Raw genomic sequence first — 13211 nt, 5'->3', positions numbered from 1 at the left:
GCCGTCGGACAGCATATGCTCGGCACGGCGATGGATTTCCGCCGGGCCATTCGGCCGAACCGCCCTCGCAAGGGTCGATGATTCCTACCAGGCGCCGCAAGGCAGCAAGGAGGAATCGTGCGCGCGACATTTCGCAATCTCTACGACCAGTTCAACATGGCAGCGTTCATTCGCGATCGCCGCACCCATGCCATGTCGGTGCTGCGATGGGCCTTGATCCTGGTCCCGATGGCCGCAATGGTGGGAACGCTCTGCGCGGCTTTCTTGTGGAGCCTCGATGCCGTGACCCGGCTTCGCTTTGCCTTTCCCTGGCTGCTCTACCTGCTGCCGATCGGCGGGTTCGTGGTCGGACTGCTTTACCATCTGACCGGCCGCTCGGTGGAGGGCGGCAACAACCTTATTGTCGAGCAGATCCACGAACCGGGCGGGGGGGTGCCACTGCGGATGGCACCGCTGATCTTCTTCGGCACGGTGGTGACCCATCTGTTTGGCGGTTCGGCCGGGCGCGAAGGCACCGCCGTCCAGTTGGGCGGCAGTCTCGCCAGCGGTTTCGGTCGCGCGCTCAAGCTCGATGCTGACGGCACCCGCATCCTGCTGATGGGGGGCATTGCGGCCGGGTTCGGCGCGGTGTTCGGCACGCCCATCGCAGGGGCGGTGTTCGCACTGGAGGTGTTGGCGATCGGGCGTGTCGAATATCGCGCGCTGGTGCCGTGCCTGGTCGCGGCACTGGTCGGCGACTGGACGTGCCTTGCCTGGGGCATCCATCACGGCGTCTACCGGATCGATGCGCTGGTGCCGGTCGATGCGCTGCTCGTCACCAAGGCGGGCGTCGCCGGGGTTGCGTTCGGGCTGGTCGGTCTCGCCTTCGCCGAAGCCAATCACACGCTCGGCGGGTGGCTCAAGCGCATCGTCTCCTATGGCCCGTTACGCCCCGCCATTGGCGGCATCGCGGTCATCGCGCTCGTCTACCTGTTCGGAACGCGCGACTATCTCGGACTCGGCACGTTGGCAGCGACGCCCGACAGCCTCACCATCGCCAGCTTCTTCGGACCGGACACGCATCCGTGGAGCTGGGCGATCAAGCTGCTGTTCACCGTCGTCACGCTCAGCGCCGGCTTCAAGGGTGGCGAGGTGACACCGCTGTTCTTCATCGGCGCGGCGCTCGGCAACGCACTCGCCCCCATGTTCGGCGTGCCCACCAGCGTATTCGCCGCGCTCGGCTTCGTCGCGCTGTTCGCGGGCGCGGCCAACACCCCGCTCGCCTGCACCTTCATGGGCATCGAACTGTTCGGCGCTGCCTATGCGGTGCCGATCGCGGTGGCCTGCTTCGTCGCCTACCTCTGCTCCGGTCATAACGGCATCTACCTGTCGCAGCGCGTCGCGGTGCCGAAGGTGCCGGCGACCGGCCTCACCCCGAACGCGACGCTTCGCGAGGCGCGGGCACACCGCGCCTCGCGAAGCCCACGCTCCTGATCCCCCCACCAATCGAGGGTTTGTCCATGCCCAATCGTTTCACCGTCCAGCATCGCGAAATCGGCATGCTGCGTATCTACATGAAACCGTCCGACCGAATTGGTGAGCGCAGCCTGCGTACGCTGTGGGCTGCCAAGCCGCTCTATCGCGAGCTAATCCAGACGGCATCATCAATGCCGTCGCGCAACACACGCACTATGGGTTCAGCAACCACGGCCAGATCCGCGAGAACGGATCGGAGGCGGCCGATCCCCATCTGACGATCTGCGTCGAACTCGTCGGCGAACGCGACCAGCTCGACCGGTTCTGCCGGCGACATGGCGACCTGCTCGGCGACAAGGTGATCGTCTACAAGCAGCTGGAACACTGGTCGGTCATGCCGCGGTTCGACCGATGACACCAATGATCGAATATGGGCTGCTGATCGTCGGTGCATTTGCGGCTGCTGCAATCTCGGGTTCGGCCGGGTTTGGCGGGGCACTGCTGTTGCTGCCGCTGCTGATTTAAGTCGTCGGCGTGACCGAAGCGGTGACGCTGCTGACGATCGTCCAGATCATCGGCAACGGTGCGCCGGCCGGGATGGGCTGGGCTGGCGCCAATCCGTTGGCGGCCCGTGTTGCTGTTCCTCTCCGCTGCCATACCGTTCTCGATGCTGGGCGCATTGTCGTTCGCGTCGCTACCGACGGCGCTCGTTGCGAGGATCGTGGGCGTGGCGATCCTGCTGTTCGTCATCCTGAAGGCCACGGGCATGATCGCGTTTAAACCCTCGCGCCGCGTGCTGGTGATCGGGGGCGGTGTGACCGGCCTGTTGTCCGGGCTAGTCGGGAGCGCCGGGCCGCTCGGCGCAGCGGTGTTCCTGAGCCTCGGTTTGCCACCGCTTGCCTATGTCGCGAGTGACGCGGTCGCCTCGATCGTGATGCACAGTGCCAAGACAATTGTTTACGGCGCGACGATCGACCTTGGACCAACCTTCTGGCCGCTGGCGATCGCGATGGGGCTGGCGATGATCGTTGGCACCTGGGCGGGGTGCTTGCTCATCAAGCGTCTGCCCGTTGAGCGCTTCCGCCAGCTCGTCATGGTCCTGCTCGCGCTGATCGCGACCGAGATGATCGTCATGGGTTAGTGGGAGGATTGTCGCGAATATCCTGAGTTTCGCTACACCAGCTCAAGCGTGGTCGGCTGACGGCGTAGCTGTCGCGAATGTCAGTCGCGGAATTACGCGACTTTCAACGCACATCTGCGACACGCTAACCTGTGCGTTAACGGTGTCGCTACGCAGGAGCCGGTGCCCGGCTCGTTCAGCTGAGCCGCAGCCAACCGCGCGGCCGGACGGCGGCTTTCAGGGAGCAGAAAAGTTGTCCTGAATGACTTACTATGGGTCGGAAGTCGCCCGGCAGCTTTCGCCGAAACGCCGCCCAACAGCGGACAGGCGGTTTTCCACCAGGATGCAGACCTTCCGCTTCCAGAGGATCGACAGGTGGTTGCCCCCTGCCCTTCCCGCCAAGTTCTAGCGGATCGTCACGACCTTGACCTCGACTGCATCCGCGATCTTCTTCCAGTTCTGGTCGCTGGTCCAAGCGGGCAATCCATCCCGTCGGGCTAGAGCCAGACAAAAGCGATCTCCAAGGCTAAGGCCCGCCTCGGCCGTCGCGGCGCGCAGCCGCCCGGCGATTTTCGCCAAGGCCTTGTCGGCCGGCACTACCGTCAGTGGCAGCGGATCAAGCATGGCATCAACTTCTCGCTCGGGCATTCCGGTATGAATGAAGTGGGTCACCACCTCAGCGTAGTTCACGCTGCTCACTCGCGCACCGGCGATACCGGCTGCAACCTTGGTAGATCCCTTTTCACCCTTGATCATTGCGATGAGAGCCGAGGCGTCGAGAACCACGCTCATTCGCCGCTATCTTCGCGACGCCGATTGAGGAATGCGTCAACAGAGGCGTCGGGATTACCGCCGGTATATTGCTCGGCCAGCGCCTGCGCCCTTGCCACCGCTTGGCTGGCGGTTCGCAGAACAACGCCATCTTCGGTTTCGTCGAGATATACCGCACCGCCACCCGTCAGGCCCAACCGCTTGCGAACGTCAGCGGGCAGGCTCATGCGCCCGTTTGGCGTTATGTTGATCTGTAGCGTCATGACGGCCTCTGTACCTCTGATCAGCATCGTCATCATCTTCTAGGGATATCCCGGCTTAGCAGCAACCGTCCCCACGGTATGCCAGCGAGCCTCGTTTGTACCACACCGTTTGGATTATGGCTCATCGACGTGAAGCTGCCCCACGTGCATAATCTCCGGTGCTTTTAACGTATGCCTTTAGCAGACCGCTCAATAGCTGGTACTTTAAACCCGCCCTGACGGCGTAAAAAAGACTAGACTAATAAGCACCACATATAGCAGACTACGGGATGTTCATCCGAGCCTATCTTCGTGCTTCTACCTCCGAACAGGATGCGTCGCGCGCCAAGAGCGCCCTCGACGTGTTTGCGGCCGAGCACGGGCTTCGGATTGCGGCCCGCTATGTCGAAAACGAAAGTGGAGCCAAGCTCCACCGGCCAGAGCTATTCCGCCTGCTGTCGGATTGCGAGCCGGGAGACGTGCTCCTGGTCGAGCAGGTTGATCGGCTTTCCCGCCTCACCTCGCCAGACTGGATCAAGCTGCGCAATCTAATCGACGCCAAGCAGGTCCGGGTTGTTGCACTCGACCTGCCGACGTCGTGGATCCTGACGGCACCGACGGATGAGTTCACCGGCCGAATGTTCGCAGCGGTCAACGCCATGATGTTGGACGTACTCGCCGCGGTTGCCCGTAAGGATTATGAGGATCGCCGTCGTCGACAAGCCGAAGGCACTGCAAAAGCCAAGGCAGCGGGCCTTTATAAGGGGCGTCCCGAGAACAAGACACGCAACGCTGCCATCTCGAGCCTTCTTCGCGATGGCCGAAGCTGGCGCGATATAATGGATGCAACTGGGTGCAGTCGAACGCTGCTCGCCAAGATTGCTCGTGATCGCCGTCGACAGGCAGAGGCTGACGCAGCAATGTCAGACGTGCACCCCTAATGTGTCCAGGCAGACTCTAGACCCTCATAATGAGGTGTCCGATTTCTCTGCTACCGACCCTGTTTGAACGGGTTTTGTGTACCAAAGCCCACGTCCACTCAGGGTATACCCTGTCCGGCGTTTCAGACGTCAGCACTTGCGGTCCACACGCTTCTTAAAGCGAAGGCTTTAAGCCCATTGTCATGAGACACATTCTTTTAAAATGCTTTAAGAATACCAAACGGAGGCTTCAAATGACCCCTAAATGGGCAAATTTAATCTATCCTTTATACATTCTAATATCGTTAGCTGAGAAACTTGAAACCCCTTTCGATTGCAAATAGATTTCGATCATCCATGCGCGCTCCATTTGCGAGTCGCGATGCCAGTATAAAATGTTCCCTAGTAGCGAAGCGTAAGAGGAATCTCGTTTCGCCCTGTCATAGCCACCATCTGCTAAAGTATTTTTCCATACTCGTGTTGCCAAGGCATCTTTTAGGTAGTGGGCTGCTTTTTTGACTTCCGCGGATCTAATTGGCCATTCTACCCCTAAAACCTCTTGGTATGATGTATTAATTAGGTGAGCTATTCCAACAGAAGCCACCTTCAACACCTCTCTCTGATCTATCCACTGTAATAGCTCAAACGATCCTCCCGTTAAACGCAGTATTCTGTCTCCATATTCGTGCCAAAGCTCAGCAATTAACTTTCGTTTTTCTTTATGGACATAACCCGGCGCGATTAGCTCTTCGACTAACGTTCTGAGCGTCCTGAACCATCGTGTAGGTGTAATGAATTGATCGGGTATTATCCCCTCGCGAAAAGCGTTGCCCGAAATACGATCTAACTCAACCATTTCGAGCGTCGGCTTGCCTGTAAAGGTTTGATTCCACAATACATACTGACCAGGTAAAAATACGCATTCCTGAAGGAAGCACTGATGCGTGGCACATGATAGTGAAACTGGAACCAGCCAGTCCAAACGCAGGGCGATAGTGCAATCCTCGCCTACGCATCGAGGACAGGCCCGAACTCGATCTCCAAAACCCCAAGGCCGCCACTTAAGGGAATTTCGTGTCAGTCTTGGCCGATCGTTCCAGCTTTTCAATAAAACTGTCTGACTTAGAACGTAATCCTCAAAACCTCCTGCATTATCGCCAAATGCATATGGAACAACGCCATCAAACGTCATCGAACGAACTTTATTAAACTCTACGCGACTTAATCTGCAGATATTCTGCAAAAGATTTAGATCGCTCGTAAAATTAATTTCGGACCAACTCCCGCTGTATCCGAAGTATTCTTGAACCAGCTGCTCGAAACTAACATCGTGCAAGTTCCCGATGCGAGTAAGCCACGATGAAAGCGCCTCACCCGACGCTGGCTCAACCCGTATGGGCCATGGCCTAGACGAATGGGGCAAAGAAGTGACTGATCTGCCCGGGCAACCTTCTCAGCGAGTTCAAGGGACGTGATATGAGCACCCGGGCATAATGTCTTTCTCTCGCTGCTAGTGCAAGGAAGCCCCGCCCTGTGCAGCAGCACTCAAGCTAGTGCAACGAGACCCAAGACGTTCACACCGCCGCCGGTCAACGCCGCCATCGAGGCGGAATGGTGCGGCGCACGGAACGGGCGGGTTCGCGTCAGGCGACCACCGGTGAGAGTGCCCGCGACCGACTGGACCATCGACACCTCCAGCGCCTCCGCGGGGTCGAGCGGTGGCAATATGCCGGGCAGGCATGACGCCATCAGCGACTTGCCCGAACCCGGCGGGCCGCACATCAACAGGTTGTGCCCGCCCGCTGCTGCGATCTCCAGCGCGCGCTTGGCGGTCTCCTGCCCCTTGACCTGGCGCAGGTCGGGGCCGTGAACCAGTTCGTCCGCTTCCCCCGGCGTCGGGGGTCTCAGCAGTCCATGGCCCTTGAAATGGTTGATGAGCCCGAGCAGGTCGGGCGCGGCGATCACTTCGATCGACCCCGCCCAGGCCGCTTCCGCGCCCTGCGATGCGGGGCACACCAGCCCCTTGCCGACCTCCGACGCGTGAAGCGCCGCGAGCAGCACACCCGGCGATGCGGTGATCCGCGCGTCGAGGCCGAGTTCGCCGACGACGACATAATCGGCGAGCGTCTCGACATCGACCACGCCCATCGCGCCGAGTAGCGCGAGCGCGATGGGAAGGTCGAAATGCGACCCTTCTTTGGGCAGGTCGGCCGGCGACAGGTTCACCGCGATGCGTTTCGGCGGCAGCGCGAGCCCCATGCCGGCGATCGCGCCGCGTACGCGCTCGCGACTTTCACCGACCGCCTTGTCGCCGAGCCCGACGACGTTGAACGCGGGCAACCCCGGGATCAGCTGCACCTGCACTTCGACGGCGCGCGCTTCCAGCCCCAGATACGCCACCGTCGACACGATCGCCGCCACGCATTTCCCCCGCCCCGTCGCGCATCGCTTCCGCGAAGCGCGGGCGCGTCACATTCATACCCCAATTTGCGTGCTTGCCTACGGCGAGTGACTTGCCGCGATAATACACTGGACCTACATGCCCGTCGTGAAGCCCGCCCGTCATCCTGCCCGACCCCCCGCCCGGCATCCGGCCCGGCACCCAGCGATGCGCATCGCCCAGCTCTCGCTCGGCGGGGTGTTGATCGTCGGCGCGGGCATCATGGGACCGTTGCCGGGCCCGGGCGGGGTCTTCCTGTTCGCGGGCGGAATGATCCTGATCCTGCGCAATTCGCAGCGCGCCAAGTTGAAATGGGCGCGGCTTAAACGGCGCTGGCCGCGGACCGGGCACCTGGTCGACCGGGTCATGCGACGGCCCAGTGCCCTTCGGCGCCACGCGCGTGCAAAGGCCGCGCCGACGGTCGATCGCAGGGCAGCGGTCGATTGACTTGCGCGCCTGTTTTGCCTAAGCGCCGCCTCATCAAGGCCGTCCGCGTGGCGGCCCTTTTCTGTTTGACGAATTAGGAATGACCGATGAAGCGCACCTTTCAGCCGAGCAACCTGGTCCGCGCCCGTCGTCACGGCTTCCGTGCACGGATGGCGACGGTCGGCGGTCGGGCAGTGATCCACGCCCGCCGCGCACGCGGTCGCAAGAAGCTGTCGGCCTAACCATACTCAGCAAACGCCGCGATTTCCTCGCGGCGAATGCAGGCAAGCGCGCGCCGATGCCGGGATTCGTCCTGCTGATGCGCCCGCGCGATGACGGTGATGCGACGATGCGAATCGGCTTCACCGTCACCAAGAAGATCGGCAACGCCGTCGTCCGGAACCGCATGAAACGGCGGTTGCGGGCGTTGGTGCGTGAGCTGTTGCCGGAACGCGGCGTCGCGGGTGCCGATCATGTGCTGATCGGGCGCAACGGCGGCATCGAACGCGACTATGCGCTGTTGCTGAGCGAGTTCGGCAAGGCGCTGGGCAAGGTGGCGCGGTGACCTTGTCGCCCTTCTCTTCGTCATGCCGGACTTGGTCCGGCATCCACGCCGCGGCGCACTCATCGGCGGATACTTGTCCGTGGAGCGCGCGGATACGTGGCCCCCGGACCAAGTCCGGGGTGACGGAGAGATGATTGCCCGCCTGCTCATCCTCGTCGCACGCGGCTGGCAATTGGGCCCGTCGATCGTCCTGCCCTCTTCGTGCCGCTACACGCCATCGTGTTCCGCCTATGCAATCACCGCCCTCAACCGCTATGGCGCGGTCAAAGGGGGCTGGCTGGCGGCGAAGCGCATCGCGCGTTGTCATCCTTGGGGCGGGTACGGACCCGATCCGGTTCCCTGAGTCGAAAACTCTGAAAGACGCAGCCCTGTGAAAGACGACAAGCAGAATTTCGTGCTGTTCGCGGTGATCGCGGCGCTCATCCTGTTCGGGTGGCCGCTGATCCAGGGCAAGTTCTTCCCGACCGCCAACCCGCCGGCGACGAAGATCGTCGACGGCAAGTCGAAGGCGATCGCCAACCCGAGCGCAGACCCCGCCGCGGACGGCGCGGCGGCGATCCGCAATCGCCAGGTCGTACTGGCCGAGACCCCGCGCATCCGCATCGAGACGCCGCGCCTGTCGGGCTCGATCAACCTGAAGGGCGCGCGGATCGACGATCTCGTGCTCAAGCAGTATGACGAGTCGGTCGCGAAGAACGCGCCGCCGATCCGCCTGTTGTCGCCGGCCGGCAGCCCCGACGCCTATTTCGCGAGCTTCGGCTGGCGCGCCGACGGCCTGACCCCGCCGGGCGCCGACGTGGTCTGGAAAGCGAGCAGCAATGCGCTGACCCCGACCACGCCAGTGACGCTCGACGCCGCCAACGCGACCGGGCAGCGCTTCCGCATCGTGCTCGCGGTCGACAACGACTTCATGTTCACCGTCCGCCAGACCGTGCTCAACGCCGGGACCGCGCCGGTGCCGGTCGCAACCTATGGCCTGGTCAACCGCGTCGGAATTTCCAAGGACCCGTCGTCGATGACGATCCATGTCGGCCCGATGTCGGTCGACAATGGCGGCGCGCATTACCGCCCCGACTACAAGGACGTCGACGAGGCCCCGCAGCGGTTCACGACGAAGAATGGCTGGCTGGGTTTCACCGACAAATACTGGCTGACCGCGCTGGTCCCCGACCGGAACGAGACGTTCGACGGCCAGTTCCGTGCGGGCGCCAACAAGGCCTACCAGGCCGATTACGCGCTCCAGCCCAAGATCATCGCGCCGGGTGCGGCCGTCACGCAGACGTCGCGCTTCTTCGCAGGCGCGAAGGAAGTCCGCCTGCTTGACCGCTACACCGACAGGGAAGGCGTCAGCCAGCTCGACTATGCGATCGACTGGGGGTGGTTCCGCGTCGTCGAGAAGCCGATCTTCTATTATCTCGACTGGTTGTTCCGGCTGGTCGGCAATTTCGGCGTGGCGATCATCCTGCTGACGGTCACGATCCGCGGGATCATGTTCCCGATCGCGCAGCGCCAGTTCGCGTCGATGGCGGCGATGCGCGCGGTGCAGCCCAAGGCGAAGGCGCTGCAGGCGCGGTACAAGGACGATAAGGTCCGGCTGCAACAGGAAACGATGGCGCTGTACAAGGCCGAGGGCGTCAACCCGCTCGCAGGCTGCCTGCCGACGCTGCTGCAGATTCCGATCTTCTATGCGCTGTACAAGGTGCTGATGCTGACGATCGAAATGCGTCACCAGCCCTTCTATGGCTGGATCCACGACCTGTCCGCGCCCGACCCGCTGACCCCGCTCAACGTGTTCGGGGTGCTCGCCTTCACGCCGCCGCACGCGATCGCGATCGGCGTGGTGCCGATCCTGTACGGCATCTCGATGTACTATCAGTTCAAGCTGAACCCGACGCCGATGGACGACACGCAGAAGCAGGTCTTCGCGTTCCTGCCCTGGGTACTGATGTTCGTGATGTCGTCGTTCGCGGTCGGCCTGCTGATCTACTGGATCACATCGAACATCCTGACGATCCTCCAGCAGAAGCTGCTTTATTCGCGGCATCCCGCGTTGCAGACGCCGGTGGAGAAGTGAGCAACCTCCCCCCGGTAGAGCCGCCGTTCGATACGGAGACGCTGGAAGCGGCGCGGAAGCTGTTCGCAGGGCCGATCCAGTTCCTGAAGTCGGCGCCGACGCTGGAGTTCCTGCCGACCGCGAGCGTGCCCGAGGTGGCGTTCGCGGGACGCTCGAACGTCGGCAAGTCGTCGCTGCTCAACGCGCTGACCGGGCGCAACAGCCTGGCACGCACGTCGAACACGCCGGGGCGCACGCAGGAGCTCAACTTCTTCGACGTCGGCGCGCCTCTGGCGTTCCGGCTGGTCGACATGCCGGGCTATGGCTTTGCAAAGGCGCCCAAGGATATCGTCAAGAAGTGGCGGTTTCTGGTAAACGACTTCTTGCGCGGGCGGCAGGAGTTGAAACGCGCGCTGGTGCTGATCGACGCGCGGCACGGGATCAAGGACGTCGACCGCGAGATCCTCGAGATGCTCGACAAGGCGGCGGTCAGCTACCGGATGGTGCTGACCAAGGCGGACAAGATCAAGGCGAGCGAACTCGAAGAGGTGACCGAGCGCACCGCGATCGAGGCGCGCAAGCGCGCTGCGGCGCATCCGGACATCCTGGTGACGTCGTCGGAATACGGGATGGGGATCCCGGAGCTGCGCGCGGCGGTGGTCGAGGCGATCGGCTGACAACCGTCACCCTGAACGTGTTTCAGGGTCCACCGCCCCAGAGGCGCGATCGTTCGTGGCACGGTGGATACTGAAACGAGTTCAGCATGACGGGGGTCACCCCAGCGCGATGTAGCGCTGCAGGTGGTAATCCTCGTCGCCGAGCTGGTGGTCGATCATCACCAGCCGCTTGGCGTAATGCGACACCGCATATTCCCAGGTCATGCCGATGCCGCCGTGCATCTGGACCGATTCCTCGGCGACCAGCGCGCCGGTCCGCCCGATCGTGTATTTCGCCGCCGACAGTGCACGCTCGCGCGCCCTGGCATCGTCGCCGTCGAACGCCGCGGCGGCGTTGATGACCGCGGAGCGCGCCTGCTCGATCTCGAGCAGCACGGTCGCCATCCGGTGCTGCAGCGCCTGGAACTTGCCGATCGGCACACCGAACTGTTTCCGGTCGCGCAGATAGCCGAGCGTCGCCTCCTTCACATATTCCATCGCGCCCACTGCCTCGGCCGACAGTGCGAGCAGCCCCGCGCCGATCGCGGCCTCGTGGATGCGCTGGCCATCGCCGTCGCCGCCGAGACGCGCATCGGCGCCGAGCACGACGTCGGCAAAGGTCACCTCCCCTGCCGCGCCGCCATCGACGAGAGTGTAGCTGCGGACCGAGACGCCGGGGGTATCCGCGGGGACTGCGAACACCTGCGCGCCGTCGTCCACGCTGACGACGATCAGCGACGCGGCGCCCGCCTGTCGGACGACGGCCTTGGTACCGTTCAGGACCCAGCCTTCCGCCGTCTTCGTCACGGTGACCGGCGTGGCGGCATCGTCATGTGCGAAGGTCGCGAAAGTCTCACCCGAAACGATCCCGGCGAGCGCCTCGTCATGCCCGCCCGCGGCGGCAAGCGCACGGCCAGCCATCAGCGTACCAAGGAAGGGCTCGACCACTAGGGCGCGGCCAAGTGCCTCGAAGACCACCATGACGTCGAACCCGGTGCCGCCGAAACCGCCGGCGGCTTCGTCGAACAGCGCAGCGGCGATGCCGAGCTCGCTCAGCTGTTGCCATACCGCGGGATCGTAGCCGGTTTCGCCATAGGCGGCGGCGTTGCGCGTCTCGATGGGGTAGCCGTCGCGCAGCGCCCGCGTGAGCGTGTCGGCCAGCATGCGGCGGTCGTCATTATGCTCGAAGTTCATGGTTCAGAGACCCAGGATGGCTTTGGAGATGATGTTCTTCTGGATCTCGTTCGACCCGCCGAAGATCGACAGTTTGCGATTGTTGAAATAGCTCGGCGCCGCGGTGCCGGCATCGTCGGGACCGATCGGTTCGCCGTTCCAGCCAGCCTCCAGCGCCTCGGGCACATAAGGCGCGGCATAAGCGCCGAAGGCGCGGCGGTTGAGCGACGTGATCTCCTGGCGGATCTCCGTCCCCTTGATCTTGAGCATCGAGCTTTCGGCGCCCGGCACGCCGCCGCCGGCGACCGCGGCGAGCACGCGCAGGTTGGTGGTTTGCATGTTGGCGAGGTCGATCTCGACCCGCGCCATGCGCGCCGCGAACAGCGGGTCATCGGCGAGCGCACGGCCGTTCTTCTTCTGCTCGCTCGCGACCGCCTTGAGCGCCTCGAACGCGGCGACAGAGAAGCCGACCCCCGCGATGTTGGTCCGCTCGTAGGTCAGCAGATATTTGGCGTAGGTCCAGCCCTGATTCTCTTCACCGACCAGATTGGCGACGGGCACCTCGACGTCGGTGAAGAACACCTCGTTCACCTCAGCCTCGCCGTCGAGCAGCGTGATCGGGCGGACTTCGACGCCCGGGCTCTTCATGTCGACGAGCAGGAAACTGATCCCCTCCTGCTTCTTTGCCGAAGATTCGGTACGGACGAGGCAGAAGATCATGTCGGCGAACTGGCCGAGTGTGGTCCAGGTCTTCTGGCCGTTGACGACATAGACGTCGCCCCCCTCCCGCGCCTGGCGGACGGCGGTGGTCTTGAGGCCCGCGAGGTCGGACCCGGCACCGGGTTCGGAATAGCCCTGGCACCACCAGTCGGAGCCGTCGAGGATGCGCGGCAGCCAGTGCCGCTTCTGCGCCTCGGAGCCGTACTTGATCAGCACCGGGCCGAGCATGTTGACGCCGAACGGCACGACACGCGGAGCGTGCGCGAGAGCGGATTCATTGTCGAAGATGAAGCGCTGGATGACGCTCCAGCCGGGGCCGCCCCATTGTTCGGGCCAATGGTTGGCGAGCCAGCCGCGTTCGTTCAGGATCGCGTGCCATTCCTCCATGTCCGCCTTGCGCGGGCGGCGCCCCTCGCGAACCTGAGCAGCGAGGCGCGGCGGCAGTTTCTCGCGGAAGAAGTCGCGGACCTCCTCGCGAAAGGCTTCCTCTTCGGGCGTGAACGACAGATCCATGGACGGCGACTCCTGATGAAGGCGCCGCTTTGCCACAGATGGAGCAGGAATTGAAAGGCCGGTATGGTGGATTGCCATCGTCCCTGGCGTCATCCTGACGAAGGTCAGGATCCAGAGCCAAGGAGCGCGACGGCGTTACCCTGGTTCCTGACTCTCG

At 63.0% G+C, this 13211-nt stretch carries 16 protein-coding genes, 1 pseudogene and 1 riboswitch; of the genes and pseudogenes, 11 read left to right on the top strand and 6 right to left on the bottom strand.

Going from position 1 to position 13211, the window contains the following annotated elements:
- Nucleotides 1-17 precede the first annotated feature (17 nt).
- Nucleotides 18-94, top strand: a riboswitch (Fluoride riboswitch).
- Between the two features lie 23 nt (nucleotides 95-117).
- From FSB78_RS02350 to FSB78_RS02340, 4 genes are all read left to right on the top strand, one after another.
- On the top strand, nucleotides 118-1473 hold the full coding sequence (locus FSB78_RS02350; RefSeq protein ID WP_055817299.1) for a voltage-gated chloride channel family protein: 1356 nt from the start codon (nucleotides 118-120) through the stop codon (nucleotides 1471-1473).
- A gap of 124 nt (nucleotides 1474-1597) precedes the next feature.
- A complete protein-coding gene (locus tag FSB78_RS02345) occupies nucleotides 1598-1870 on the top strand; it encodes a DUF190 domain-containing protein (RefSeq protein WP_235513449.1) in 273 nt (90 codons plus the stop codon).
- Between the two features lie 119 nt (nucleotides 1871-1989).
- Nucleotides 1990-2235: a hypothetical protein gene (locus FSB78_RS19405; protein WP_242008447.1), complete on the top strand. Its 246-nt coding sequence runs from the start codon at nucleotides 1990-1992 to the stop codon at nucleotides 2233-2235.
- Nucleotides 2123-2596 carry a sulfite exporter TauE/SafE family protein gene (locus FSB78_RS02340; RefSeq protein WP_235528378.1) on the top strand — a complete coding sequence of 158 codons (474 nt, stop codon included), beginning with the start codon at nucleotides 2123-2125 and terminating at the stop codon, nucleotides 2594-2596. The genes FSB78_RS19405 and FSB78_RS02340 overlap by 113 nt, the downstream gene beginning before the upstream one ends.
- Before the next feature lie 384 nt (nucleotides 2597-2980).
- Here the strand turns inward: FSB78_RS02340 and FSB78_RS02335 are convergent, their stop codons facing one another.
- Nucleotides 2981-3367 (bottom strand): type II toxin-antitoxin system VapC family toxin, encoded by a 387-nt coding sequence (locus FSB78_RS02335; protein WP_055817303.1) that lies wholly within the window; start codon nucleotides 3365-3367, stop codon nucleotides 2981-2983.
- Nucleotides 3364-3609: an AbrB/MazE/SpoVT family DNA-binding domain-containing protein gene (locus FSB78_RS02330; protein WP_055818096.1), complete on the bottom strand. Its 246-nt coding sequence runs from the start codon at nucleotides 3607-3609 to the stop codon at nucleotides 3364-3366. The genes FSB78_RS02335 and FSB78_RS02330 overlap by 4 nt, the downstream gene beginning before the upstream one ends.
- 269 nt (nucleotides 3610-3878) lie before the next feature.
- On the opposite strand from FSB78_RS02330, the gene FSB78_RS02325 reads away from it, so the two are divergent.
- Nucleotides 3879-4529: a recombinase family protein gene (locus tag FSB78_RS02325; protein WP_147079643.1), complete on the top strand. Its 651-nt coding sequence runs from the start codon at nucleotides 3879-3881 to the stop codon at nucleotides 4527-4529.
- A gap of 259 nt (nucleotides 4530-4788) precedes the next feature.
- Here FSB78_RS02325 and FSB78_RS02320 read toward each other — a convergent pair whose 3' ends face one another.
- Together FSB78_RS02320 and FSB78_RS02315 are read right to left on the bottom strand one after the other, a co-directional pair.
- On the bottom strand, nucleotides 4789-5931 hold the full coding sequence (locus FSB78_RS02320) for a TniQ family protein (protein ID WP_147079641.1): 1143 nt from the start codon (nucleotides 5929-5931) through the stop codon (nucleotides 4789-4791).
- A gap of 125 nt (nucleotides 5932-6056) precedes the next feature.
- A pseudogene (locus FSB78_RS02315) lies at nucleotides 6057-6929 on the bottom strand (YifB family Mg chelatase-like AAA ATPase); the annotation flags it as partial.
- Nucleotides 6930-7116: 187 nt separating this feature from the next.
- Between FSB78_RS02315 and FSB78_RS02310 the strand changes: the two are divergent.
- From FSB78_RS02310 to yihA, 6 genes are all read left to right on the top strand, one after another.
- Nucleotides 7117-7395 carry a hypothetical protein gene (locus tag FSB78_RS02310; RefSeq protein WP_147079638.1) on the top strand — a complete coding sequence of 93 codons (279 nt, stop codon included), beginning with the start codon at nucleotides 7117-7119 and terminating at the stop codon, nucleotides 7393-7395.
- A gap of 86 nt (nucleotides 7396-7481) precedes the next feature.
- Complete coding sequence (rpmH, locus tag FSB78_RS02305; RefSeq protein ID WP_031393806.1) at nucleotides 7482-7616, top strand: 50S ribosomal protein L34; 135 nt, start codon at nucleotides 7482-7484, stop codon at nucleotides 7614-7616.
- 2 nt (nucleotides 7617-7618) lie between these two features.
- Nucleotides 7619-7939, top strand: a complete 321-nt coding sequence (rnpA, locus tag FSB78_RS02300; protein ID WP_147083961.1) for a ribonuclease P protein component — start codon at nucleotides 7619-7621, stop codon at nucleotides 7937-7939.
- A 130-nt stretch (nucleotides 7940-8069) separates the two neighbouring features.
- Nucleotides 8070-8282, top strand: a complete 213-nt coding sequence (yidD, locus tag FSB78_RS02295; RefSeq protein WP_147079636.1) for a membrane protein insertion efficiency factor YidD — start codon at nucleotides 8070-8072, stop codon at nucleotides 8280-8282.
- Between the two features lie 27 nt (nucleotides 8283-8309).
- Entirely contained in the window at nucleotides 8310-10013 is a 1704-nt protein-coding gene (gene yidC / locus FSB78_RS02290) for a membrane protein insertase YidC (protein ID WP_147079634.1), read from the top strand.
- Nucleotides 10010-10669: a ribosome biogenesis GTP-binding protein YihA/YsxC gene (yihA, locus tag FSB78_RS02285; protein WP_147079632.1), complete on the top strand. Its 660-nt coding sequence runs from the start codon at nucleotides 10010-10012 to the stop codon at nucleotides 10667-10669. The genes yidC and yihA overlap by 4 nt, the downstream gene beginning before the upstream one ends.
- 96 nt (nucleotides 10670-10765) lie before the next feature.
- Here the strand turns inward: yihA and FSB78_RS02280 are convergent, their stop codons facing one another.
- Nucleotides 10766-11842, bottom strand: coding sequence for an acyl-CoA dehydrogenase family protein (locus tag FSB78_RS02280; RefSeq protein WP_147079630.1), 1077 nt, complete (start codon nucleotides 11840-11842; stop codon nucleotides 10766-10768).
- A gap of 3 nt (nucleotides 11843-11845) precedes the next feature.
- Nucleotides 11846-13054, bottom strand: a complete 1209-nt coding sequence (locus FSB78_RS02275) for an acyl-CoA dehydrogenase family protein (protein ID WP_147079628.1) — start codon at nucleotides 13052-13054, stop codon at nucleotides 11846-11848.
- Nucleotides 13055-13211 lie beyond the last annotated feature (157 nt).

It is taken from the genome of Sphingomonas ginsenosidivorax (assembly GCF_007995065.1).
Lineage (GTDB): Bacteria > Pseudomonadota > Alphaproteobacteria > Sphingomonadales > Sphingomonadaceae > Sphingomonas > Sphingomonas ginsenosidivorax.
This window is presented reverse-complemented; position numbering and strand designations above follow the sequence as displayed.

Coding starts and splice junctions, on each gene's coding strand:
- FSB78_RS02310 (WP_147079638.1), top strand. CDS start 7,117: ATGCGCATCGCCCAGCTCTCGCTCGGCGGGGTGTTGATCGTCGGCGCG.
- yidD (WP_147079636.1), top strand. CDS start 8,070: ATGATTGCCCGCCTGCTCATCCTCGTCGCACGCGGCTGGCAATTGGGC.
- FSB78_RS02280 (WP_147079630.1), bottom strand. CDS start 11,842: ATGAACTTCGAGCATAATGACGACCGCCGCATGCTGGCCGACACGCTC.
- FSB78_RS02335 (WP_055817303.1), bottom strand. CDS start 3,367: ATGAGCGTGGTTCTCGACGCCTCGGCTCTCATCGCAATGATCAAGGGT.
- rpmH (WP_031393806.1), top strand. CDS start 7,482: ATGAAGCGCACCTTTCAGCCGAGCAACCTGGTCCGCGCCCGTCGTCAC.
- FSB78_RS02325 (WP_147079643.1), top strand. CDS start 3,879: ATGTTCATCCGAGCCTATCTTCGTGCTTCTACCTCCGAACAGGATGCG.
- FSB78_RS02275 (WP_147079628.1), bottom strand. CDS start 13,054: ATGGATCTGTCGTTCACGCCCGAAGAGGAAGCCTTTCGCGAGGAGGTC.
- FSB78_RS02340 (WP_235528378.1), top strand. CDS start 2,123: ATGCTGGGCGCATTGTCGTTCGCGTCGCTACCGACGGCGCTCGTTGCG.
- FSB78_RS02330 (WP_055818096.1), bottom strand. CDS start 3,609: ATGACGCTACAGATCAACATAACGCCAAACGGGCGCATGAGCCTGCCC.